This is a genomic window from Bacteriovorax sp. HI3 (assembly GCF_059738875.1).
The window spans coordinates 57,203-80,692 of record NZ_AP026946.1 but is presented as its reverse complement, the minus strand read 5'-3'; the positions used below and the strand labels follow the sequence as shown (position 1 = coordinate 80,692).

Below are 23,490 nucleotides of genomic sequence, written 5' to 3'. Positions count from 1 at the left end.
AGTGGGATTGTCTACGGCTTGGGCCAGCCGGTTTGATGCTTATTAACCATATCCATAAATTTCTTAATGGCCTTATCGTTAACCGGTCTCCAGTTTACTGTCTGCCCCTTAGTCCATTGAAACTTCCCATCTCTATAATTTAATGAATACATCGGGTCACTATCATCTGGAATCGGAACCATCATCTTAAGAAGACCATTTTCTTTGGCGTAATCCCCAAGATTTTCAATTTCAAGGGCAGCGTAAGGCATGTCATCCTTCCACAAAAAGTATTCTGAATTAGAAGAGATCGAATACTGTTCCCAATCTTGTTTATAATAGAGAAAGCCCCACATGACAAAACAGCGATCCAGAATATCACGGGGTTCATTTTTCTTTTTTCCTGCGCGGTCTACATCGCAGTTATAATAATTAAAAAACAAGTGAAGTTTTTCTCCAGTCAAACTATCAACTTCAGCTTTATACCAGAGCCTGTTTTCTTCAAAGAACATCTCGTATTTACCGTTAAGACGATCTTTTTTTGCACTATGCTTTTCATCCGTCAAAGAAATGCTTTTAAAAGTCTTTTTGATTTCGGCCGAAACTTTATCCTGAAAATCTCTGATGCTTTTCGCCAGGTTGAAATAATCAACAGGTTTTTTATCGCCAGAGCTTTTGTCTGATTCTTCTCTGGTCACAGTCTCAGTCTTTAAATTTTCTGTTTCTTGAAGAGACTCTGGTTTAACAAAAAAAGGTTTGCGATCTTCACCTTTAGGAGTTTCTATGATTTTTTGTTCTGATTGAAGAGATTGCGAATTTAATTCTTTGGGGTTTTCTTTATAAGACAGGAGATAGGTCGTTGTGGCCCCCAACCCAAAGGAAACCAAGGCCACAACTAAAAGTTGAATTTTGCTATTCAACGCCCGCCCATTTTCTGGCAACTTTTCCGATTGACCCTGCCCCTAAAGTGACAACGATCGTCTTATCTCCCTTGTGCGATTCAATCACCTCTGGAAGTTTTTCGATGTTTTCAATCTTCTTAGCAAAGTTCGGGTGAAGACGGTTAATGTCTTCAATCAGTCGCTCTGTTGAAATCCCATCGAGTGGGTTTTCGCTGGCAGCGTAAATTGGAAGTAAATAAAGTTGGTCAGCATCGTTAAAGCAATGAAGGAACTGATCCCAACAATCGCGCGTACGCGTATAACGGTGAGGTTCAAAGATTACGATTTTTTTATAATCAGGACGCGTGTCTTTGACAATTCTTAGAGTCGAAGCAATTTCCGTCGGGTGGTGGCCGTAATCATCAACCACTTCAAAAGATCCTGCTTTATGCAGAAGCTGGAAGCGTCTTCCAACACCTTCAAGTTTTCCAACTGCTTTTGCCACATCTTTAAAACTCAATCCCATATGAATTGCCAGAGCTGTCGCTCCAAGGCTGTTTAAAATATTGTGGCGTCCAGGAAGATTGATTTTAAATCTCTCCATTTTTTCGCCTTTATAATAAACGTCAAAACTTGTTTCAAAGTGACCAAACTCAATATTGCGGGCTTCGTAATCTGCCGTTGTTTCAATTCCAAATGTTACCGTTGGACGCTTCATTTCTGCTTTAAGCTTCATAAGCTTTTCATCATGAGCATTGAGGGCCACCACGCCGTAGAATGGAATCTTATTGGCAAACTCTACGAAAGCGCGGAATAGGTTTTCTTCCGTGCCGTAGTGATCCATGTGGTCGTTATCAATATTTGTAATAACTGACATAACAGGAGATAAAAGAAGGAAAGATCCATCTGATTCATCCGCTTCAGCTACCAGGTAATCTGATTGGCCAACTTTCGCGTGACCATCCAGGTTTTTAACAATCCCACCAATGATGTATGTCGGGTCCAATTTACACTCTTGGAGAATTGTCGCTAAAAAAGAAGTCGTCGTTGTTTTACCGTGAGTTCCGGCAACAGCAAGACCGTATTTTAAGCGCATCAGCTCAGCAAGCATTTCTGCTCTTCTGATAATCGGAATTCCTTCTGCTCTCGCGCGAAGCATTTCCGGGTTTGTTTCATTAACTGCAGATGTATGAACAACAACCGTTACGTCGTTTAGATTTTCTGCTTTATGGCCAATGTGAACTTCCGCTCCCATTTTTTTTAATTTTTTTACGTTAGCTGACTCAGCTACGTCCGATCCTGAAACTTTATATCCTAAAGACAAAAGAACTTCAGCGATCCCGCTCATACCGATTCCACCAATTCCCACGAAGTGAATTTTTGCATGGTTTGGCTTTAGTGCCGTGTGATTGCGGAACATAACGAACTCCTAAAATGTATATGATCGATCCTTGAGAGATTTAGACGTAAGCTTCTTCGTGCCCGCTCTCATCTCCAGTAGCTTTTCTTCTACCAGATGATTCTCTTTTTGGCCTGAAATTGTTTTCAACGCCCATAAGTTCATTGCGGTATCCATTAACGACAGACAGCAGGAGCCCTATCCCAAAGAAGTTACAGAGGAGCGATGACCCACCATAACTGACGAACGGAAGGTTCAATCCTTTTGTCGGAAGAAGACCTAAAACAACGCCCATATTAAGTAGGGCCTGAAGACCTAAAACAAAAACGATGGCCGACGCCATGATCACACCGATGCGGTCTCTAACTTGAAGTGCCAACTTGAAACCAAAATAGATGAAGGCCACAAAAAGGCAGATTAAAAAGAAGACCCCGATAAACCCAAGCTCTTCCCCGATAACAGAAAAGATAAAATCGTTATGGGCTTCCGGAAGATAGAAGAGTTTTTCGTTACTGTTACCAAGCCCCTGGCCGAAAGCTGATCCGTTAGCGAAGGCCATATAAGATTGGATGATCTGGAAACCTGACCCCTGTGGATTCTTCCATGGATCAAGATAAGTTAACATACGTTTTACACGGTAGGCCTGCGAGAAAAGAATGAAGACCCCACCAACACCACCGGCAATCAATGAGTAGTAGAAGTATTTTCTTGGAAATGAACTCATGAAACAAACAAATGAGATAACAACAAAACAAATAAAGAAAGTCCCGAAGTCCGGTTGTTTAATTAAAAGTGCCAACGGCAGAAACAGAGTTCCCCCGTGTTTCATGCGCTCTTTATTATCCATCTTGTTCCAGTTTTCAAAGAATGAAAGTGCCGAAAGGATGACCGTGAATTTTACAATCTCACCCGGCTGAAGGCTCATGCCTCCCATCGTTAACCAACGGCTTGCACCTTTAGCTGAAGCTCCAATTCCTTTAATGATTGTCAGCGCCACAATAGCAGAAGCAGCGATATTGACGATGTAGCCGTACTTTAACCAGAAAGTGTATTTTGTTTTAGAAACAGCAAAAGTCACACCGATCGCTAAAAAAAGATAGATGAGTTGGCGGATAATATAGTGATAAGGGCTGCCGAAATTTTCATTGGCCAGGATATAACTGGAAGACCAGACCATAATAAGTCCAATCGTAATAATAATCGCCAGCGTTGAAAGAAACGCTTTGATCAGCCTGTCTACATCATGAAGTTGTTCATCCATATGTATTAGGATAACAAAGATTTAAATGGATGGAGAAAATTTGTAGAAAAAAAGTGGAGTGGTCGGGTATACAAAAAAGCCTCCCGAAGGAGGCCGTTTTTATATTTTATAATTGATAAACGAGTTTCTTGAAATAGTTCCCGCGCTCTTCGTAGTCGCGGAAGAAATCCGATGCCGGGTTTCCTGGAGACAGAAGAATAACATCTCCCGTTCTAGACTTTTGGTAAGCAAACAGAACTGACTCTTCAAATGAACCGACAATGTAAGTCTGGTTATGATCGCCAAGAGCTCTGTTTAATCTCTCTTTACACTCTCCCACTAAAACTAGAACGCGAGCGTTTCCGATCATGTCCTTAGCAAATGGATCGAAGTTAAGGTCTTCGTTATCTTTACCACCAGCAATCAAAATAACTGGTTCTTTGAATGATTTAAGTGAAGCCAGCATTTCTGGCATAGTTTCAGCTTTTGAATCGTTGTAGAAGCTTACGCCATTTTTCTCCATGATGAATTCCATACGATTTGGAATCCCTGGGAATTTCTCAATACAAGTTTGGATTGCATCGTCACTTACATCAAGGGCCTTACAAGCAGTTACTGCTGCCATTAGGTTTTCGCGATTGTTTTGTCCCACGATTCTCATTTTAGAAACTTTAAACTCTGAGTGATAGTTAATGTTCGAGTGGATTCTTCTGTCGTGGAAGTGAGTTCCCTGGATCTCGTTCATTACCCCAAGAGTTACATACGAGCGACGAGAGTACCAGTAAAGCTGGCAGTTCGCGTTTCTAAAGAATGCGTTGTTAGCAAGTGAATCGTAGTTTGCTACCAGTGTATCTTCTGGAGAAAGTTTTTTGATGATTGAAAGTTTTGTTTCAATGTATTCAGAAACTGAAGAGAAGTTTGCTTTTGAGAAGTTCTCCCCGATATTCGGGAAAACAACTAACTTCGGATGGAAATCCTGAAGTGACTTCATCTGGATTGCTGAAACTTCAACAACCACATAATCAATCTCGTTCATGTTTGGAAGAAGGCAGTACTCAATGAATGGCATTTCTGACGTTCCACCAACGAATACGTTTTTCCCGTCAACTTTAAGAGTGAAGCCGATCATCGCTGCGATTGTTGTACGACCAAAAGATCCACAAACAGCGACAACTGGTTTTTTACAAAGTTTATAAGCAAGAGCGAAGTCTGAATAAACTTCTTTTCCGTTCTTGCGTGCTAATTCTAATTGAGGAAGATTCGGATTAACTGCCGCTGAGTAAACAATAACGTCTGCTTCTAAGAAGTCTTCGTCTTTGTGTTCACCGAAAGTCATCTCTAGAGGTGGTTCGATTTTTTTAAGCTTCTTAACTGACTTGTTAAGGTCGAAGATAGGCTTGATATCTGTGACTCTGATTTCGCATTCTAATTTGTTGAAGAAATTGATCAGAGAAAAACCAGTCTTGCCAATACCTACGATAAGAACTTTCTTACCTTTAAATCTTTCCATTTCCATTCAACTTTCCTCTTAGACTAACTCGACGACTATCTAGTCTTTAATGTCGAGAGTGCCATGATTGCCAGACACACACTGATAATCCAGAAGCGAACTGTTACCTTCGTCTCCGGCCAGCCAAGCTTTTCGAAGTGATGGTGGATTGGTGCCATTTTAAAAACGCGTACTCCGCGTGTTTTAAATGAAACAACCTGGATAATAACTGAGAGAGCTTCGATAACAAAAATTCCGCCGATAACTACAAACAAGAATTCTGACTTCGCAAGCACCGCAATCGTACCCAATGTTCCCCCTAAAGATAGGGATCCAACATCGCCCATGAAAATTTGAGCTGGGTATGAGTTATACCATAAAAAGCCGATTCCTGCACCTATAATAGCCGCAGTTAAGACAGTGATCTCTCCCATGCCTTCGAAGTATGGAATGTAGAGATACTGAGAGATTTCTTTGTGACCAGTAACGTAAGTCAGAAGACCCATCGTCGCCGCACTCACCATGATCGGCCCAATGGCCAGACCATCGAGACCATCCGTTAGGTTAACTGCGTTACTAAATCCAACAATAACGATTGATCCAAACAGGATATACCAGTAGCCAAGATCAATAATCGGGGATTTAAAGAAAGGAAAGTACACATCAGTGTTGATGATATTTTGACTCACCATAATATACATAGCGACAAGAGCTGTTCCAAACTGCCAAACAAGTTTCCCCTTGGCCGAAACACCCTTCGTGTCTTTCTTTAAAACTTTCAGGTAATCGTCATAAAAACCAAGTAGGAAATAAGAAAATGTGACCCCTAAAGTGATCTTAAGCGGCATAGAAAAAAAGTTTCCGCAGATCAGAGTCGTAACAAAAATACTCCCCAACATGAACACACCGCCCATAGTCGGAGTCCCTTTTTTCTTAAAGTGAGACTCAGGGCCGTCATTTCTGATGATTTGTCCAAACTGCTTCTTCTTCATGAAGTCGATGAAGTAGTGTCCCCAGATAATCGAAAGAACTGTTGCGATTAGAAAAGCAATCCCGGTTCTAAAAGTGATGTACTTGAAGATGTTAAACAGGTGATGGTGTGGGTAGAGTAAATGGTAAAGCATCCTTACTTTCCTATTTTTTAAGTTTTAACCAATATTAAACTATACCCATCAGGGTTTCTAGTTGTAAAGAGCGGCTGGCTTTCACGAAGACAAACTTGTATTTTTTTCTAATGTCTTTCCACTCAGAAAAGAACTCTTCTTTGGTGTGGTAGTGACTGACAGGACCCGGGTAACCATTTAGATAAAACTCGCGATATCTTCCAATAAAGGTCACATTTTTAATTCCCAAAGATTTTACATGTTCTGCGATCTCTTTATGCATCTGTGGTGCATGGTCTCCGAGCTCATTCATATCACCTAAAACAAAGTAGCAGTCATCAAGAGAGACCCCTTTATTTTTCATGACCGTTACAAATGAATCCAGTGAAACTCGCATCGAACTCGGGTTCGCATTATAAGCATCAAGAAAGATATTATCTACCCATTGCGACCTGTTCATATTTGGCTGCTCATACTTTGAAGCGGCCACTGCTAGTTCTTTAATCTTTTTTGGAAATAAGCTCATCGCAAAGATCGTTGTCCCTGCCAGGTTTTTTAGATTGTGGTGCTCAAAAATATTTTTATTATTTATCCACACATTTTTCTTATCAATGTTAAAAGAAATCTCATTTCCATCGATATCAATTTTCACATCCCCGTTCTTTTCACCATAAGTCACAAGGCCTTTTGATTTTTTAAGTTTTGCCAGATACGGGTCATCGGCATTAACCACAAACGATCCCTTGCCTTTGGCATTTTTAACAACTGAATCGTAAAGGGTTCCTTTTTCTTTAAAGATTGCCTCCATCGTTTTTAAAAATTCGATATGGGCCGCTCCAATGTTGGTGATCATCCCGTGTTCCGGTCTGGCAATATCACAAAGAACCTTAATCTCACCTGCGTGATTCATCCCCATTTCAATGATGGCCACCTTATGTTTTTTATTCAGTCTAAAAACAGTAAGTGGAACCCCAATGTGGTTATTCAGGTTTCCCTTAGTCGCCAGGACTTTTCCAGGAAGAATTGAATTGAGGAGAAAATAAATCATTTCTTTATGTGTTGTTTTACCGTTTGATCCAGTTACACCAATAATCTTTCTGTCTTTATCTGCTTTTCTCCAGCCTTCGATATGTAAACGAGCGAGTTCTTGAATAAAAAGAAGAGTGTCTGTAACAGTAATAAAAAGTGTCTTGGGATAAAAAGCAGCCAGCATTGGCACTAATTCTTCGCGCTCTTTAGTCGAATTAAAAACCACAACCTTTGCGTCCAGATTTAAAACACCTTCAAGGTAATTGAAAGCATCGAAGTTCTCCCCAACCAGGGCCACAAAAGTCTCTCCGGCCTGAAAGCTGCGTGAATCTGTATTGATTTTTAATTCGAACTCGCGCCCTTTATGATCAAAAGCGCTCGTCATCGTCTTAACTGTTTTAAGTTTAAAAAGAAGTTTTGAAGAAACCATTAAATTTATCCGCGTTTAAATTGAGAAACGATATTGAAGTCACTAAATGGGTGCTTCACACCCTTGATTTCCTGATACTCTTCATGCCCTTTTCCGGCGATAAGAACGATTTCTTTCTTCTTCATCGCTTCAAGTGCAAAAAGGATTGCTTTTTTACGGTCGACGACCGCTTCGTAACCGGTGCTGATACCGGCGATGATGTCGATAATAATATCTTCCGGCGCTTCGTCGCGAGGGTTGTCTGATGTGACGACAACTTTATCTGCAAATCCAGCAACCGCCTTACCCATAAGAGGTCTTTTGGTTTTGTCGCGGTTTCCACCACAACCAAAAACAACCGTTAGTGAATGATTCGGGAAAGCTTTTTTAATAGCTTCGCCGATATTGATCAAAGCATCCGGAGTATGGGCATAGTCAACGATGGCCATGCCTTCGTTGTCCATTTCAATAACTGAAAATCTCCCTAGTGGTGTTTTGATATTTTTCAAACTCAACGAGTTGATTTTTTCTTCGCCCCAAAGATCTGAATTCAACTGAAGGGCCACTTCCGCATTACTTTGATTGTAAGATGAATGATAAAAAAGCGGTCTATCCGTCATTTTTCTTTCATCGAGAGTCATTGCCACTTTCACTCTTGCGTTTGGGTTTTTCTTTAGAATATTTTGGTATAGATCTTTTTCAAAAGAAGGGACAATTAAACTCTTTCCTTCTTTTAGGTATTTTTTTTCGATAAGCATCTTGGCATCAAAATACTCTTCCATCGTTTTATGATAATCGAGGTGGTCCTGAGAAAAACTTGTCCACGCTGCTGCATCTAAAGCGATGTCATAAATTCTGTCTTGAGCAAGAGCATGGGAGCTTACTTCCACAAAACACGCCTGATATTTCTCTTGAAAGCGATGAATGATTTTTCTGAATTCAACATACGAAGGTGTTGTTGATTCTAAATCCTCAATCAAGGCCCCATTCGCATCCTGAACACCGATTGTTCCCACAGAAATCGCCGGGTGACCAAGCTGAGTACTGATTTGCATCGCCAGGTTAACCGTTGTCGTCTTTCCATTAGTCCCAGTGACGCCGATGATTTTCATCAGCCCTTTATTTGGAAACATGATATCTAAAACTTTCTTTTGCAGAATAAGGAATTTAGCCGCATCAACAAAAATACAATTATCGGCCTTAACCAATGATTCGGACCCATGATTTAAAACAATCAATCCAGGATTTTTTCCTTTCAGTCGCTTGTTAAAATCTTCAATTGATTTTTCATTGTTATGAACTTTATAGAAAACAACGTCGGCCTCAGTCGCCGTTTGCAGATTGGTTGTAATATTACTTACAACTCCATCAAGCTGAGTCAGTGTGTTTCTAGAGGCAATATCTGCATTTAAAACGTCGACAAGTTCTTTTTTGTTCATGACCTATTCGTATGTTGGAGGTGAATATTCTAATTTCACAACAGTATCATCGCCAATCGGTGTTCCTGCTGGTGGGTATTGTGATGAAACCACTCCCATTCCTTTATGAACAACTTGAAGGTTTAACTTCAACGAGATGTTGGTCGTTGTAATCTTATCCAGCCCCATCATGTTCGGCACAATCCCAGGAGTCAAGCTTCTTGAAGCCGCTTCTTTAACCTGAACCATGTCGATGTTGGTCTTAACTTTTTTCAGATCGTAATCATTGTCTTCGTGTTCTGCGAGTCTACTAATGTCTTTATTTTTATAAAGCATATACTCCGCCAGGTTTTTAAACACTGGACCCGCAACCGCTCCACCGTAATATCCGCCAGTTTTTGGGTTATCAATATAAACAGCGATAACAAATTTTCTATCGACGTTAACCGGGTATCCGATGAACCCAGAAACATAACCCTTATATCCACCGTTTTTATCTACTCGTTGAGCAGTCGCTGTTTTCCCCGCAATCTGGAAGTGAGGGATCTTGGCGTTTCCACCCGTTCCTTTTTCAACAGCTAATACCAGGGCCTTTGTCAGGTCTTCTGTATTTTTTTGTGACAGGACTCTTCTTCTTTTCTCTAATTGATTCGCATTTTCAGGTTCTAATTCTGAAACCGTCACCTGGTTTGGATCGCGCTTAATAAGTGTTGGCTTAATGTACTCACCACCGTTGGCAATCGCCGCATAGGCCGCCATCATCTGAACACCTGTTACCGCAATACCTTGACCGAAACTGATGTTACTTAGAGAAAGAGGAGTGACGTTGTCTGCCTCAGTAAAGATACCGCGAGATTCTCCCGGAACTTCAATTCCAGTTTTATTTCCAAAGTTTAGTTCTTTTAAAGTCTCTTTTAATTTTGGGAACGTTAAATCAAAGGCCAGTTTTGTCGTTCCAACGTTTGAAGAGTAACGAATAATATCTGCAACTGAAATCCATTCAAACTTCTCATGGCTTTCAGCTTCTTTAATCCAATGATTATCAACTCTCATTCTTCCTTGTTCAGCGTAGTAAGTAGAATTGATCGTTGCTGTCTTGTGCTCAAGAGCAGAAGCGGCCGTGAAAATCTTAAAAGTTGACCCTGGCTCAAATGGATCAATAGCAAAACTTAGTTTTCTTGATTCCGGAGCTGATCCTTTAACATTGTTTGGATCGAAAGTAGGGTAGTTGGCAATCGCCAGGATTTCTCCTGTTGTTGCATCAATAACACCAATCCCACCTTTATCTGCATTGTGTTTTAGAACAGCTTCTTTTAAATATTTTTCGGCCATTCCCTGGATGTCTTTATCAATCGTCAGGTAAATGTCTTTTGCTTGAGCTGTGACATCCTGATGGCTTTCGAACTTAATCGCGCGGCCCTTATTATCAATCGTGTATTTTAGAGTAACCGGATTTCCTCTTAACTCTTTGTTGTACATGTACTCAAGGCCAGAAAGACCTGAGTTATCAAGACCAACAAACCCGATAACCTGAGACAGAAGCTCATGATTTGGATAAGTTCTCTCCGGAGTTCCTTCGATAAAGATTCCTTTTAATTCTTTAATATCTTCAACCTGATCTTTTGACAGTCGAAGTTTTCTGCCAAGCCAAGTGAATCTCTTTCTCTTTTTGATCGTCGTAATCATTTCTTTGTAAGAAAGCTCCGGAACAATCTTGGCTAGTTTTTTATAAACATCATTTTTCCCGTCAGTTGATTTCGGGATTGTGAAGATACTGTATGTTTGAACGTTAAGAGCAAGAGGGTGGCCTGAGCGGTCGTAGATGTTTCCGCGTTTTGGATAAACAGTCGCCTGTCTTAAAAATTGTGAATTGGCGCGAACAATGAGATCTCCAGCATCAATTAGCTGAACCTTAAATGCTTTTCCTAAAACTAAAAGGAAAAACAAACAGAAACAGGTAAAAACAAAGATGATCCTATTTTTTTCAACTCTATTCATAATTCAATTTCCAAATCCTATGGAATGACAATAATTTGATCCTGCTTTGGTTGATCCAGGTTATGTACTGCCGCTAATTTTCTTAACTTTTCAGCTGAAAGCATTCTTGCCTTCTTCGCTTTTAATTCTTTGTTATCTAGAATAACTTTTTCAATTTCGCGGTTTGTTTTTGTGATGGTGTAATCCATCTCAACATTTTTCATGCGAAATAGAACAAACAAAATGGCCAGTGTGGTGAATGATAAGAAAATGGGAAAACCCTGTGAGCTGAAAATAATTTCTTTTATTTTCGCGCCCAACTGAAATTTTTCAGAAGATTTCTTTGATGCGGCCATAATCACTCCTTGATTAAATGCCAAATATCATTGCTTATATTTATTCTTGTCTTTTTTAGTTTCTACTCTTTCTAATATTCTTAGTTTAGCACTTCTTGAACGAGAATTGTCTAAAATTTCTTGCTCAGATGGAAGAATTGGCTTTTTTGTTAAAACCTCTACAGGAAGCTCGGTTTTTTGAGAGGCGTCCCTGAAAACATTCTTCACAATGCGATCTTCGAGAGAGTGAAAGCTGATGATAGCGAGGCGTCCGCCTACTTTTAAGAGTGGAATTAGTTGATCAATTGTGTTGGATAAAACTTCAAGTTCCCGGTTTACTTCAAGTCTTAGGGCCTGAAATACTCGAGTTGAAGGGTTGGTCTTTCCGTAACGATGCTCTTTTGGATAGCAATGGAAAACGATATTTTCTAATTCTTTGGTCGTCGAAATTCGTTTCTCTTTTCTTTCAGTCACAATCTTCGCAGCGATCTTTCTCGCGTTTTTTTCTTCGCCGTACTCTTCAAAAATTCTTCTTAGCTCCTCTTCGCTGTATGAATTGACGATCTCCTCGGCCGTTTGAAATTCATCCGACTCGTAATCCATGCGCATATCAAGTGGACCATCAAAACGGAATGAAAAACCTCTACCGGCCTCATCGAAATGATGTGAAGACACTCCTAAATCCAGAAGAATTCCCTGGAATCCACCGTCAGCAAAAACTTCAGGTGAGTGCTCTCTGATCATTGAAGAGAAGTGAACAAAGTTTGTATCGATAAGCTTAATTCGATCACCCATTTGTTCTTTTTGGATTCTCTCGTTTCCATTTTTTAAGGCATCCGGGTCCTGATCTGTTGAACGAACATTAAAAAGGGGATTCCTGTATAAAAATTCAAACGTGTGTCCGCCTCCGCCAAACGTCAGATCGGCGAAGTAAGACTTCTTATCCAGAGGCGCCTTTTCAGTTAATGAATCGACGCACTCATGTTTTAAAACTGTGTAGTGACCTGTGTAGCTCATTACTTTAGAAGTACTTCTAAGATGTGAGTTTGCTCAGCTGAAAGCTTTTCTGGCTTCGACATAACAGCAAACGTATTTTCTTTTTTAATCTTAAATGGATTCGCGTGAAGCTTTGGAAGAAGCTTCTTTAAAACCGCATGTGCCGATTGATTGTTGGCCGACATAACTTTCATGATTTCTTCAAGAGTACAGTGCTCTTCTTTCCAGCAATCGTAGTCAGTAACCATGGCGATTGTTGCATAGGCCATTCCTGCTTCTTTTGCCAGGTAAGATTCTGGTACGTTTGTCATACCGATAACACTTGCACCAAAACTTCTGTAGATATTTGATTCAGCTTTTGATGAGAACTGAGGCCCTTCGATACAAATATATGATCCGCCAGCTCCGTGTTTAACACCTGCTTCTTTACATGTTTCAACAATCATCTTTTGCAGTTGAGTATCGACAGGTTCAGCAACAGACACGTGACCTACGATTCCATTTCCAAAAAAAGTTCTTTCGCGCTGGCCTTTTGTCCAGTCGATGAACTGATCAGGGATAACGAAACTTGCTGGTGGAAATTCTTCTTTTAGAGAGCCAACAGCTGAAACAGAAATAATATATTCAACACCAAGCTCTTTAAGAGCAAAAATATTCGCTCTGTAATTAACTTCAGACGGAGTGAAGTTATGGTGTTTTCCATGTCTAGGTATAAAGAAAAAAGGTGTACCATGAAGGTTGGCTTCGATCACCTCAGAACTTGGAGCTCCAAAGGGAGTAGAAACTTTGTGTTCTTTAATAACTTCAACACCTTCAATCTTATATACGCCGCTTCCACCAATGATGCCGATCTTAATTCCGCCCATCTTACACCTCTTCAAATTTGACGATTTTTAAATTTTTATGGGATGATCTTACACTGTTATTTTCCCCTAGGAAATGTAAAAAGAAATGAGTGCCATTCACGTATTATCAAAGTCTTTTTCTCACTATAGATCTCGCATCCAGAAGAGAAAGGACATTCTTAGCTACGCTAAGCACACCAGCACTGAAGAAATTATCTTTAATCTTCAGAGACTGGTTAAGCTTAAGGACAAAAAAGATGTCCTTAAAACGCTTCTTTCTATTACAAATTCCAGCATCTGGCTGTCTCGTTCGGCCTTCACTGTTTTAAAGTCCTACTTCGATATCAGCTCAATGGAAAACCTCAACCTCAATAGCGAGAGGGCCCAGGAGATCATCTCTTGTGTGACCAATAAGCGCTCGGTTGATGCCACAGACAGTGAAGTTTTCCAGACAATCTACCATGAGCTTGCTCACTCACACTTAGTAAACGATTACCGCACTCCACTCAAAGTGCCTGAAGTGAAAGTTACAATTGTGCTAGTCTCTGGTGTTTTCAATGAAATCTTCTCAACTCCTGCTTTTAAGCGTGGGGCAGAAACACTTTTAGATCAATACGACATCAAACATATCGCTCCAGTTGTCGATGGAAGAAAAGGTGCTCGTGAGAATTCACTGGCGCTAAAAAAACAAATCGAAGAATACATTGATGCCAATCCAAATGAACGTTTATGGTTTTTCTGTTTCTCAAAGGGCGGAGTAGACACTCTTCACTATCTGCGCTCAAAAGGCGACAAACTTTCAGAAAACATCATTGGTGTTTCTTTTATCGCCACTCCGATTATGGGAAGCGATCACATCAACAATAAACTGCTAAAACTTGCTAATACAATCGGAAAAGTTCCAGAGAACGTCTCTAAGAAAGTTTTAGGAAAAGACGTCAACCTGATTGCCAGTGAACTTCAAAAATCGCTTTCAAAGAATTTCAGAGAAAGCTGGTTTAAAAAGAACCATAAGCAATTGCCTTCAAGACTCTTTTATACGGCCATTGCTTTCGAGTCGAAGTGGCATCAAAGCCATGTGTGGATGATGCTTACAAAAGCTATTTTTAGAAGCCAGAAATCAAATGATGGGATTGTTGATGTAGAAAATGCTCAGTTCCCGTTTTACTTCAACGGACACAATCTCGGCGTTCTCGAAGGCCACCACTTAGTGGGAAGCCGCTCAAGCTTTTATGACCAGGAGGCACTGATGAAGGCCCATCTGATCTACCTCGACTATAAAAACTTACTCTAATCCGCCCTTAAGATTCATTAGAACTAATTTCGAAATCATCTTCAGCGTATCAAAGACACCATTTCCTTTAACAGCTACAGCTTCAAACTCAGGCACGCCCCACTTATTAAGTGCATTGTGCAGGTCTTTAATCGCTGTTGTATTTGGAAGGTCTCTTTTATTCCACTGCATGACCAGAGGGATTTTAGTGATATCGTAACCTTGATCTGTCAGGTTCTTCTCTAGAGATTTTAGTGATTCAATGTTCGCTTCCATGCGCTCAACCTGTGAGTCGGCCACGAAAACAACTCCATCAACACCTCTTAGGATCAGCTTTCTTGAAGCCTCATAAAAAACCTGTCCAGGAACAGTGTAGAGGTGAAAGCGCGTTTTAAAACCGCGGATTTCGCCTAAATCAAGCGGCAGGAAATCAAAGAAAAGCGTTCTTTCGTTTTCTGTATTAAGTGAAATGATATTGCCTTTACTGTCGCCGCTGGTTTTCTGATAAACATACTGAATGTTTGTCGTCTTTCCACCAAGCCCTGGCCCGTAATAGACAATCTTGCAGTTAACTTCTTTGTTTACATAATTTACAAAAGACATGGCCTTACCTTAATTTTTAATGAACGCAAATAATCTATCCATTTCCGCATCGGAAATATCGCCAAACAGATACTCGCTCTTATCAAATGCTTTGTTTGTTTTTTCTTGAGTAGCACGGTGATCCTTCAACTCTTGGTTTAAGAATTCACTAAAACTTGCTGCCATCTCTCTCATTTTATTTTTAATGAAACCCGGGTTCACTTCATCGTGATAAATCAGACCTAAATAGAGTTCTTCCATATCAGTAGAAATAGGTACGATATAGATACCCTGTGAAGACGTATCAAAACTCAGTCTGTATCCCTCTTTTGCTTCTTCTTTAGGAATGAATTCTGACAGCGCTTTTGAGGCCTGCCACACACCACTTAACAAAGCTCCAATAGAAGACTTTGAAAGTGAGTTGGCCAGATTGTTGTTGTGATAAAGGACCACACCGTCAGCTCGGATCATAAAGAATGAAAAGCGATTGATCTTTTCATCGATCTCACACGATTCAAAAAAGGCCTGTACATACTTTGGAATTTTGCTCGTTCTATTTGTCATTATCATCCAACTTATAAATGCCTGCGGTTTTCAAGCGCTTTAGTAATCGTCAGAGCATCGACGAATTCCAGGCTTCCGCCCATTGGAATCCCAAAACCAATACGATCAACGCGAACACTATCCGGCAGCATTTGTTTAATGTAAGCACAAGTTGCATCCCCTTCAACTGAAGGGTTTACAGCTAAGATCACTTCTTCGATCTCTTCGTTTTTCACGCGCTCGATGAATTGATCCAGCTTAAGCTCATCAGGTCCGATTCCCAGTAACGGGTTTAGAACACCAAAGAGAATATGAAATTTACCTTTAAAGTGCCCGCTTCGCTCAATGGCCAGACAGTCAGTCACCGATTCAACAACACAAAGTGTTTTTGAATGGCTTCTGCCGTAATCCAGACAGATCTTGCAAAGCTTATCATCACAGAACATCCCACACTTTTCACAGTGGTTTAGTTCAGCGAGTGCTTTAACCGCTTCAGCAAAATGAACCAGGTCTTCCTTGTTCCATTTTGTCATAATCAGCGACTGGCGCAGGGCCGTCTTCTCACCAACACCAGGAAGGCGAGAAAACTGTCTTACAACCTTTAAAAGTTTTTCTGGTAATTCCATAGATTAGAACATTCCTGGGATGTTGATTCCACCAGTAACTTTTGACATCGCAGCCGATACCATGTCTTGTGATTCTTTAATTGATTGATTAACAGCTGTTTTTACCAGCTCTTCAAGACTTGCAACATCGTTAGGGTCTACACATTCTTTGTTGATTGAAATAGAAACGATTTGTTGTTTCCCTGTGATTTTGATTTTGATCATCCCACCACCAGAAGAAGTTTCTAGTTCACGAGACTCAAGCTCTTTTTGTAATGTAGCCATTTTTTGCTGCATTTGTTGAGCTTGTTTCATTAAGTTTTGCATTCCTTTCATATTCAACTCCCTTGTTCGTAAAACTCTTAAAAATACGTCTTTCTCATAACGTTTTCATTGCGAAGTAAAATGCTCCATTGGAGCATTTTACTCACTTCTTTTGATTATCTAAAATAACTTTATCTACTTTCGAATTAAAAATTTTCTCTGCTTCTTTTAAAAGCGGGTTGCTCTTAAACTCTTCCACGCGATCCTGCATTGTCATTTGAGCTTTTTGTTCTCTGATTTCTGCCTGAGTCACAAAATCTTCTTTCTGAGTCACCTGAACCAACTCAAGTTTGATATTGTTTGGTTCAACTTCAAAGTACTCACTCAGGTAGTTTAAAACCTTCTGAAAAACTTCCGGCTCATTTAAATAATCCATAAACACCTGGCCGGAAAAACCAAAGCCAAGTTCAATATTCAAATAACCATTTTCCAGGCGAAGAGGATTTAATGTATTTCCTTGCTCCAGATTAGAAGCTGAAGCAGGTGAGCGCGCAGAAAGATCATTTAAAAACCCTTCCCACGTTAAATCTTTTTTCCCAGCTGGCTTCGCGGCCTGAGTAGGCGCTGCTGCCGGTGTCTCTTTTTTAGTTTCAACATTAGCTGGCGCAATCACCGCATCTCTTTCGCTGGCAATTTCCGACATCAGTGTTTCAAGTTTTTGAGCGACACTCATTTCTTTTGGAGCTTCTTCGACAACTGGTGCAGGTGCTGGAGATGCTTGTTTTGTTTCCGGTGCTACAGTTGCTGATGCCGCTGATGCATTTTGAGAGCCGGCAATCTTTTGGTTAAAGAAACTTCTTCTCAAGGCCACTTTGTACATCAGGACTTCAAACGCTTTTTCTGGAGAAATAGAATTGAAGATCCATGTTGTTTCTCTGGCCACTGTTTCGTAAATCCAGATTAACTCTGCTTCACCCAATGCACTTTTCTTTTTTAAGTTATTAAACAGTTCATCTAAAAGTGAGCTGGCAATATTTTTAACCGGTACGTTTTCATTTAATAGTCTTCCGTATACGCGGCTAAGCTCTGCTGTATTCCCGGCATAAATCGCTTCAATGATTCCACTGATCGCTTTAGGTCCGGCAACACCAAGAGATGTTGTCAGCGTTTCTTCTTTAATGAAATTGTCTTCTGAGAACGTCAGTACTTGATCAAGAAGAGAAAGAGTGTCGCGCACAGATCCTCTACCAAGAACAGCTAACTGCTGAACAAGCTCTTCCTGTTCAAACTTAATCCCTTCAATCTTAGAAATTTCTTTTACGTGATTTGCTAAGGTTTCCACTGAAACGTTTCTGAAATCAAAACGCTGACAGCGAGAAAGAACTGTCCCTAAAAGTTTCTGCGCTTCAGTTGTGGCAAAAATAAACACAACGTGAGCAGGTGGTTCTTCCAGAGTTTTTAAAAGAGCGTTGAAGGCATTTGTTGAAAGCATATGCACTTCATCGATGATGTAAACTTTAAAGCGACCAGAAGTCGGCAGGTAGTGAACGTTGCTGATAAGATCGCGGATGTTATCAACACTGTTATTTGAAGCTCCATCGATTTCAATGACGTTCATCGATGTTTCTGTATCGAAGTCCAGACAAGCAGGACAAGTCCCGCAGGCATTGATATCGGCAGTGATGTTTTCACAGCGAATAGCTTTGGCAAAAATTCTCGCCACTGATGTTTTACCAACACCACGAGTTCCAACCATCATGTAAGCATGGCCGATTTTATCTTTAGCAATAGCGTTTTGAAGCGAGCGGGTAACGTGCGATTGTCCGATCACATCTTGAAATTTTTTAGGACGCCATTTCCTGGCCAAAACTTGGTATGACATTTTATTCCTTAAAATTGCTTAGGAAATTCGAGAATTTTTTCCAGATTAAAAGGTATTAAATTTAGCGGAATTAGTAAATGGAATTACAAGAAGTAGCTAGGAAAACAGCACAAAGCAGAAACAGCTACCGTTGCTCCCTTCCGGGCCTGGCGGGGTTGACCGATCGTACCTTTGCTGCCCCCTAACTACCGAGGGCATCTTAGTAAATTAACGGGCCTTGTGTCAAGGCTATAACTCTGGAAGAAAGACTTTCATGAACCCAGAAAAGTCTTCGACGAATGGCACATGTCCGAGTCCTTTCATCGTCACCAGCTTTCCTTGCGGAATCATTTTAGCCACTTCTGGCCCAAGCTTCGGATAGTTACCCATAATCTTCTGGTTTTCTGGTGACGCCCATGCTTTCCCAATGGCCGTCTTGTCTCTATCGCCATTGATGAGCGTTGTTTTCATCTTTAGTTTTTTGAACTCATAAACTACTGGCTGCGTATAAATTAAATCTGCAGTCAGGGCCGCATTTCTTGCCACTAGCGCATGATCCGGTCCCTTGGTCCAGCCAACTGCTGGTACAATCATTGGTTCATACTCCGCTTTCCAGTTTCCGTCATAGTAGGCCGCTTTTTGATAATCGCGAATCTTGTCTTCATTGTTTTTTAACTCGCCAGCATAAAGCTCATCCACTGTTTTGTAAGGAGCAAGAACTTTGTAGTCTTCAAGTCCGATTGGATTGACCAGGACCAGTTTTTTAACTTTTTCTGGATACATTAGTGCGTATCTTGTTGCGAGCATTCCACCCATTGAGTGACCCACTAATGTAAATTCCTGTGCACCGACTTGTTTTAAAAGATCATCTGTTAAACGAGCGAGCAATTGAAATGAGTATTGAAAATGTTCTGGTTTTGATGATTTTCCAAAACCAATTTGATCAGGAACAACCACACGAAAACCCTTATTCACCAATTCTTTTACGATTGGTTCAAAGTAAAACCCACCAAAGTTTTTTCCATGAAACATCACGACTGTTTTTTTCACATCGCTGTCCGGTTTGATGTCCATGTAACTCATTTGTAATTTCTGCCCTTGTGTTTCAAAGGCGTAAGAACTTACAGGGAAGGGGTAGTTATAGCCACTTAAAATGGCATCAAAACCATTTTGTGGTTTTTCTGATGTCACAACTTTTTTTGTTGCACACGATGCAAGCAGAGCGAGAGATAATAAACAAATAATCTTCTTCATAAACTCCTCAGGGTTAGGTTTTTTATGGCATAATCATTATGAAGGCAGACATTTTCATGTCAATGAAATATCATGCTCATGCCATTAGGCACTTTTTTGTAATTGGAGTTTTCTCTCATGAAATACAATCTTTTTCTCTTTGACCTCGACGACACACTTCTTGATTTTCAAGCTTCAGAAAAATTGTGTTTCACTCAGACATTTATTCACTTTGGAGTAAAGGATCTTTTAGAAGAGATTCATAAAACATACAAAACAGAAAACAACCTATTATGGAAACAACTTGAAAGAGGTGAAGTTGATAAAGACTTTTTAAAAGTTGAACGCTTCAAGAGAACTCTCGACACTCACAAGATTGAGATCCCTCCCCATAAAATGTCTGAATTTTATCTGGAACAACTGCCAAAACATGTCGTTCTCATTGATGGAGCGGTAGAACTTTTAAAACACGTCAAAGAGTTTGGCGAAATTGGAATCATCACTAACGGCATTGAATATACACAAAGAGAAAGAATCAAAAACTCAGAGCTAAAAGACTATATTGATTTCATTGCGGTCTCAGAAGAATGTGGTTTTGCAAAGCCAGATGTACGCTTTTTTGAGTTTGCGGCCAGCAGATCCAAAAACTTTGTCAAAGAATCGACGATTATTATTGGCGATCGCTTTGATGCTGACATCGTGGGTGCGCACAATTTTGGGATCGACTCGCTTTGGTTTAACCAGCACAAAACAGCAAACACATCAAACTTGAAGCCAACATTTGAAGCTCATTCACTGGCACAAGTAAAAGAGATACTGAGCTAAAATGGAAGCACACGACTGGATTATTGCCTTTAGTGCCTTTATCTCAGAAATACTGGGCACATTAAGTGGCTTTGGTTCATCGACATTTTTTGTTCCACTGGCAACATTTTTTGAAAGCTTAAAACTTGTCCTGGCCATTACATCTATTCTTCACTGTTTTGGAAATATTTCTAAAATCTATCTCTTTAAAAATGAAATTAATTTTAAGAGTTTTGTACAGTACGCTCTTCCTTCTATTGTAATGACGGGAATAGGTGCGACCCTGGCCATCTATTTCTCCAGTTCATGGCTGGAAAAGGCATTGGGTTTATTCCTGGTAATTTTTGCTATCTATAAATTCTTTTCTAAAGACATCACCAAAAAACTTTCAACTAAAACGTCCTATTCTCTCTTAGGGCTTTCGGGTTTTTTAACTGGTCTGATTGGCACAGGTGGCGCTATTCGCGGAATTGTTTTAAGCAATATGGCCCTCTCTAAAGACTCCTTCGTTGCTTTATCAGCTTTTATTGATTTTGGAGGAGATCTTCTGCGGGCCATTTTATATATTAGCAACGGCTTCATGGATTGGTCGCAATGGTTTTACATACCACTCATGATGATTGCTGCGTTTTTAGGGTCTTTTATCGGAAAAAGGGCACTCTCAAGAATTAACCAAAAGCAGTTTGAAAAGATCGTAAGCTTTTTCATTCTTCTAAGCGGCTTAACAATGTTGTTTGGGAAATAATTTTAAAATTTATAACTGGTACGTTTCTCTTTAAAGAAAGTCGAAAGCAATTTTGAGCATTCAAAATGGCGAAGCCCACCCATAACAGGAAAGCTGTGGTTTAACTTTTGATCCTTATAGAAATTATAATTTAAACTCAAGGCTCCACCCTTTGTGTCATAGGCTCCAAAATAAAGATGACTGATACGTGCTTGCACTAGAGCACTCAAACACATCGGACATGGCTCAAGTGTGACATAAATAGAGCAGTTCAATAAACGCCAGTTGTTTAATTTCTTAGCTGCTTCGGTGATGGCCAAAATCTCAGCATGCCCGCATGGATTATGGACTTTTTCTTTTTGATTATGAGCTCGTGAGATGATTGTTCCTTCTGAATCAACGATCACTGCCCCTATAGGGACTTCGTCTTCACGATAGGCCTTGTGAGCTTCTTTCAAAGCTTCATCCATTAGCCATAAATGATCATTAATATTTTTAGTCATGAGCAAACTTCATCTTGCGCTTATTATTTTTCTGCTTTTTCCACAAACGCTCCAGGTGAATATAGCGTTTTTTATTACTCTTACTATCAAACTTAAATTGAACACCATAGATGATAGGGCGTCCGATCACATCGCGTCTTTTACTCATCACCACGCCACGAAGTAATACGTTATCCTCATCAAGTGCTGCATTGATAACAATTTCTTCACCAAGTTTCAACTCTGAGAAACTCGCCACACATCCGGCCTGGCGTCGAAGATCTGTTAGTCGAGCTGCAAATTCATTTTCACCTGACTTAATTGAGATTTTTAGATCATCTCTGTATCTAAAGTCATATTCCCACCAACTGACGACAGGATAATAAATAGGAGATGAGAGAAGATACATTTTAAAGACTAAAATAAGTGTCGAGATAAGATAGAGAATACCAATGTGTTCATTATCTAAAATGTAAAATTGTTCATAGATTTTAAAGAGTAGATAACAAAAAAGCAGAGCAGAAAAAGACCAATAGGTATAATAACGATGCTTGATTGTGCTGTAGTAAGGCTTAGCGAGCCATAAGAAAAAAAGTAATCTAATAAAGAGGCGAAACTTTGGTGTGGCCACGATTTCTGTCATTATGGCCAAGTGAATAAGAAAGAAAAAAGAGCGCATCAAAAACTTGATTGTTTTAGTTTCGTATCTAAAATTAAGTTCGATTGATTCCATTTACTTTTATTCTTCTTCGATTCGAGAAATATTCTTACATCTTTATTATGAAGTGATTTCTGACTTTTTCAAAGAATCTTAACAAAAAATTGATACACAAAGCAGATAAAGTCTGAGTAAACTATTTCCATACATTTTTTCTTATCAATAACTCATACAAGGATGAACAATGAAAAAAATGCTAACTTTTGCTGCTATCGCAGCGGTATCAACAAGCGCACACGCGTTTGATTACAAATTTAATCTTGAAGGTCGTGCAGATTTCATCAGCGCGAACACAAAGACAACTGCTCAAGCTGGAACGACAACTGAAGCAAAACAAAATGGTTTTTTGTCTAACCTTATCCGTCTAAACATGATGGGTAACATTAACGACACTCTATCATATAGAATGCGTTACCGTTTCAACAAAGAAAACGCTAATACAGACAGAGACGATTCAACTACAAACCTTGACTACTTATACGTAGACCACAAAAACCAATGGTTCACAACTCGTTTTGGTAAAACAAACTGGGCTGAAGCTTACGGACGCGAATCATTCATTTCTTCTACAGATCTATACCTAGCTACAGCTGCTTATACAGCTTATAACGACAATATCGGTAACTACCGTTTTGGTATTTCTGGAACTTATACATTCCTAGAAACTCACAAGTTAACACTTGCTATCTCTAACCCAAACAAAGCAAAATCTGATACAACTGGAGAAACAAAAAATACTTCTCTAGCATACGGTATCCACTACTCTTCAGTAATGTTTGATAAAATGTTCCAACCAACATTATCTTATACTCTTGCTGCTCAAGATGGTGACGCTCAAGCAACAACTCCAACAACAAAAGGTGACTTTACTATGATGGCTGCTGGTTTCAGAACTGAAGCCGCTGGTTTCATCGTTGATGCTGACTGGAAGCAATTTAAAAAAGAAAAGAGAACAACAGCTGGTGCAGATGATAAAACAACTTCAATCTTCGCTAACGTTTCTTACCAAATCAACGAATTCTCACCATTCGTACAATATGCTAACGATAAATTCGACACAGACCTAACTTCTAAAGCTACTGAGTACAAGAAGAATACAGTTGTTGGTGGTGTTATGTACAAACCATTCAATGATGTTAACTTCCGTTACCACCTAGCTTACTCTTTCAGCAAGCAAAAATTTGACGATGCTGCAGCTACAAATAAAGAAGTTAAAGACAACAGAATTATCTTCGGTATCAAAGCTGATATCTAATCTCTAACTAAGTTTCGCTGATATTATAAAGAGGGCCTGGAAACAG

Annotated in this window: 23 protein-coding genes and 1 other RNA gene; 4 read left to right on the top strand and 20 right to left on the bottom strand. The window is 39.8% G+C overall.

From position 1 onward, the window contains the following. Nucleotides 1-11: 11 nt before the first annotated feature. The 11 genes from AC6JA8_RS00390 to mtnP all read right to left on the bottom strand — a co-directional run bounded on the left by AC6JA8_RS00390 (nucleotide 12) and on the right by mtnP (nucleotide 13,121). Nucleotides 12-899 (bottom strand): hypothetical protein, encoded by an 888-nt coding sequence (locus tag AC6JA8_RS00390; protein WP_497975268.1) that lies wholly within the window; start codon nucleotides 897-899, stop codon nucleotides 12-14. Beyond that, the gene (gene murC, locus AC6JA8_RS00385; RefSeq protein ID WP_497975267.1) at nucleotides 892-2,280 is read right to left on the bottom strand and encodes a UDP-N-acetylmuramate--L-alanine ligase; all 1,389 of its coding nucleotides are present in this window, start codon (nucleotides 2,278-2,280) and stop codon (nucleotides 892-894) included. The genes AC6JA8_RS00390 and murC overlap by 8 nt, the downstream gene beginning before the upstream one ends. A gap of 40 nt (nucleotides 2,281-2,320) precedes the next feature. Then, nucleotides 2,321-3,520 (bottom strand): putative lipid II flippase FtsW, encoded by a 1,200-nt coding sequence (ftsW, locus tag AC6JA8_RS00380; RefSeq protein ID WP_497975266.1) that lies wholly within the window; start codon nucleotides 3,518-3,520, stop codon nucleotides 2,321-2,323. 106 nt (nucleotides 3,521-3,626) lie between these two features. Next, entirely contained in the window at nucleotides 3,627-5,015 is a 1,389-nt protein-coding gene (gene murD / locus AC6JA8_RS00375; protein WP_497975265.1) for a UDP-N-acetylmuramoyl-L-alanine--D-glutamate ligase, read from the bottom strand. Nucleotides 5,016-5,044: 29 nt separating this feature from the next. Then, nucleotides 5,045-6,112 (bottom strand): phospho-N-acetylmuramoyl-pentapeptide-transferase, encoded by a 1,068-nt coding sequence (gene mraY / locus AC6JA8_RS00370; RefSeq protein ID WP_497975264.1) that lies wholly within the window; start codon nucleotides 6,110-6,112, stop codon nucleotides 5,045-5,047. 34 nt (nucleotides 6,113-6,146) lie between these two features. Further along, complete coding sequence (locus AC6JA8_RS00365) at nucleotides 6,147-7,550, bottom strand: UDP-N-acetylmuramoyl-tripeptide--D-alanyl-D-alanine ligase (RefSeq protein WP_497975263.1); 1,404 nt, start codon at nucleotides 7,548-7,550, stop codon at nucleotides 6,147-6,149. Nucleotides 7,551-7,555: 5 nt separating this feature from the next. Next, the gene (locus tag AC6JA8_RS00360; RefSeq protein WP_497975262.1) at nucleotides 7,556-8,968 is read right to left on the bottom strand and encodes a Mur ligase family protein; all 1,413 of its coding nucleotides are present in this window, start codon (nucleotides 8,966-8,968) and stop codon (nucleotides 7,556-7,558) included. A 3-nt stretch (nucleotides 8,969-8,971) separates the two neighbouring features. Further along, nucleotides 8,972-10,945: a penicillin-binding transpeptidase domain-containing protein gene (locus tag AC6JA8_RS00355; protein WP_497975261.1), complete on the bottom strand. Its 1,974-nt coding sequence runs from the start codon at nucleotides 10,943-10,945 to the stop codon at nucleotides 8,972-8,974. Between the two features lie 17 nt (nucleotides 10,946-10,962). Continuing rightward, nucleotides 10,963-11,280, bottom strand: a complete 318-nt coding sequence (locus tag AC6JA8_RS00350) for a hypothetical protein (RefSeq protein ID WP_497975260.1) — start codon at nucleotides 11,278-11,280, stop codon at nucleotides 10,963-10,965. 27 nt (nucleotides 11,281-11,307) lie between these two features. Continuing rightward, nucleotides 11,308-12,276 (bottom strand): 16S rRNA (cytosine(1402)-N(4))-methyltransferase RsmH, encoded by a 969-nt coding sequence (gene rsmH / locus AC6JA8_RS00345; protein ID WP_497975259.1) that lies wholly within the window; start codon nucleotides 12,274-12,276, stop codon nucleotides 11,308-11,310. Beyond that, nucleotides 12,276-13,121 carry an S-methyl-5'-thioadenosine phosphorylase gene (gene mtnP / locus AC6JA8_RS00340; protein WP_497975258.1) on the bottom strand — a complete coding sequence of 282 codons (846 nt, stop codon included), beginning with the start codon at nucleotides 13,119-13,121 and terminating at the stop codon, nucleotides 12,276-12,278. The genes rsmH and mtnP overlap by 1 nt, the downstream gene beginning before the upstream one ends. Nucleotides 13,122-13,206: 85 nt before the next feature. Between mtnP and AC6JA8_RS00335 the strand changes: the two genes are divergently transcribed. Continuing rightward, complete coding sequence (locus AC6JA8_RS00335; RefSeq protein ID WP_497975257.1) at nucleotides 13,207-14,394, top strand: hypothetical protein; 1,188 nt, start codon at nucleotides 13,207-13,209, stop codon at nucleotides 14,392-14,394. Here AC6JA8_RS00335 and AC6JA8_RS00330 read toward each other — a convergent pair. The 7 genes from AC6JA8_RS00330 to AC6JA8_RS00300 all read right to left on the bottom strand — a co-directional run bounded on the left by AC6JA8_RS00330 (nucleotide 14,386) and on the right by AC6JA8_RS00300 (nucleotide 19,482). Continuing rightward, nucleotides 14,386-14,976: a GTP-binding protein gene (locus tag AC6JA8_RS00330; protein ID WP_102241869.1), complete on the bottom strand. Its 591-nt coding sequence runs from the start codon at nucleotides 14,974-14,976 to the stop codon at nucleotides 14,386-14,388. The genes AC6JA8_RS00335 and AC6JA8_RS00330 overlap by 9 nt on opposite strands. 9 nt (nucleotides 14,977-14,985) lie before the next feature. Further along, entirely contained in the window at nucleotides 14,986-15,519 is a 534-nt protein-coding gene (locus AC6JA8_RS00325; RefSeq protein WP_102241868.1) for a roadblock/LC7 domain-containing protein, read from the bottom strand. Nucleotides 15,520-15,530: 11 nt separating this feature from the next. Continuing rightward, on the bottom strand, nucleotides 15,531-16,124 hold the full coding sequence (gene recR, locus AC6JA8_RS00320) for a recombination mediator RecR (RefSeq protein WP_491638966.1): 594 nt from the start codon (nucleotides 16,122-16,124) through the stop codon (nucleotides 15,531-15,533). 3 nt (nucleotides 16,125-16,127) lie between these two features. Continuing rightward, a complete protein-coding gene (locus tag AC6JA8_RS00315) occupies nucleotides 16,128-16,439 on the bottom strand; it encodes a YbaB/EbfC family nucleoid-associated protein (RefSeq protein WP_102241866.1) in 312 nt (103 codons plus the stop codon). A 91-nt stretch (nucleotides 16,440-16,530) separates the two neighbouring features. Continuing rightward, the gene (gene dnaX / locus AC6JA8_RS00310) at nucleotides 16,531-18,249 is read right to left on the bottom strand and encodes a DNA polymerase III subunit gamma/tau (protein ID WP_497975256.1); all 1,719 of its coding nucleotides are present in this window, start codon (nucleotides 18,247-18,249) and stop codon (nucleotides 16,531-16,533) included. Nucleotides 18,250-18,340: 91 nt separating this feature from the next. Then, nucleotides 18,341-18,436: signal recognition particle sRNA small type (ffs, locus tag AC6JA8_RS00305), an RNA gene on the bottom strand. A gap of 41 nt (nucleotides 18,437-18,477) precedes the next feature. After that, a complete protein-coding gene (locus tag AC6JA8_RS00300) occupies nucleotides 18,478-19,482 on the bottom strand; it encodes an alpha/beta fold hydrolase (protein WP_497975255.1) in 1,005 nt (334 codons plus the stop codon). 117 nt (nucleotides 19,483-19,599) lie between these two features. Between AC6JA8_RS00300 and AC6JA8_RS00295 the strand changes: the two genes are divergently transcribed. Next, nucleotides 19,600-20,286, top strand: coding sequence for a YjjG family noncanonical pyrimidine nucleotidase (locus tag AC6JA8_RS00295; RefSeq protein WP_497975254.1), 687 nt, complete (start codon nucleotides 19,600-19,602; stop codon nucleotides 20,284-20,286). A gap of 1 nt (nucleotide 20,287) precedes the next feature. Then, nucleotides 20,288-21,010: a sulfite exporter TauE/SafE family protein gene (locus AC6JA8_RS00290; RefSeq protein WP_497975253.1), complete on the top strand. Its 723-nt coding sequence runs from the start codon at nucleotides 20,288-20,290 to the stop codon at nucleotides 21,008-21,010. A gap of 2 nt (nucleotides 21,011-21,012) precedes the next feature. Here the strand turns inward: AC6JA8_RS00290 and AC6JA8_RS00285 are convergent, their stop codons facing one another. After that, a complete protein-coding gene (locus AC6JA8_RS00285; RefSeq protein ID WP_497975252.1) occupies nucleotides 21,013-21,492 on the bottom strand; it encodes a nucleoside deaminase in 480 nt (159 codons plus the stop codon). Next, the gene (locus AC6JA8_RS00280; protein ID WP_497975251.1) at nucleotides 21,485-22,204 is read right to left on the bottom strand and encodes a hypothetical protein; all 720 of its coding nucleotides are present in this window, start codon (nucleotides 22,202-22,204) and stop codon (nucleotides 21,485-21,487) included. The genes AC6JA8_RS00285 and AC6JA8_RS00280 overlap by 8 nt, the downstream gene beginning before the upstream one ends. A 169-nt stretch (nucleotides 22,205-22,373) precedes the next feature. Here AC6JA8_RS00280 and AC6JA8_RS00275 point away from each other — a divergent pair, with 169 nt between their 5' ends. Beyond that, nucleotides 22,374-23,444: a porin gene (locus AC6JA8_RS00275; RefSeq protein WP_497975250.1), complete on the top strand. Its 1,071-nt coding sequence runs from the start codon at nucleotides 22,374-22,376 to the stop codon at nucleotides 23,442-23,444. Nucleotides 23,445-23,490: the final 46 nt, after the last annotated feature.